The sequence below is a fragment of the Mesorhizobium sp. M0410 genome, from assembly GCF_040321435.1.
Taxonomy (GTDB): domain Bacteria; phylum Pseudomonadota; class Alphaproteobacteria; order Rhizobiales; family Rhizobiaceae; genus Mesorhizobium.
Window position 1 is genome coordinate 1 of the sequence record NZ_JAMYRN010000077.1, and the last position, 637, is coordinate 637.

Genomic DNA, 637 nt, shown 5'->3' on the forward strand with positions numbered 1-637 from the left:
ATGCTGCCGATCCATTTCGGGCCCTGGCAGACGGTCTACGGCTGGTTTCCCGAGTTGGCGCGGCGTTTTCTGTTCCAGACCATCCACGATGTGGCGCTGATGCTGGATCGCGAGCGAGCCGGGCGCGAGGCCAGTCCCACGGCTAGCGTGATCGACAGCCAGTCGGTCAAAGCTCCGCAAGCTGAAACAAGGGTTACGACGCCGGCAAGAAGATTGTCGGCCGCAAGCGACACGTTGCCGTCGATACGGATGGGCGGCTCTTGATGGTCAATCTCACCACCCCCGATATCTCCGACAGTGCCGGTGCTCAGGCGATCCTGGATGGTAGCCGCAAGCGTTGGCCCTGGGTGAAGCATCTATTCGCCGACGGCGCCTATGACAGGCTGAAGCTCATGGACAAAGCCGCCTATCTCGACTTCGTGGTCGAGATCACTCGTCGATCCGACGACCAGAAGGGCTTCCAGATCCTGCCCCGCCGCTGGGTCGTCGAGCGGACCTTCGGCTGGATGACAAGATGCCGCCGCCTCGTGCGCGACTACGAGCAGCGCATCGATGTCTCGCAAGCCATGATCCTTGTCGCAATGGACGGCAATCTCATCCGCCGAAACGCTCATCCGTGAATTTCAAAACGGACTCT

At 60.9% G+C, this 637-nt stretch carries 1 pseudogene; it reads left to right on the plus strand.

Annotated elements, in window-relative coordinates:
• Positions 1 to 620: pseudogene (locus NKI63_RS30665) on the plus strand (IS5 family transposase); the annotation flags it as partial.
• Positions 621 to 637 lie beyond the last annotated feature (17 nt).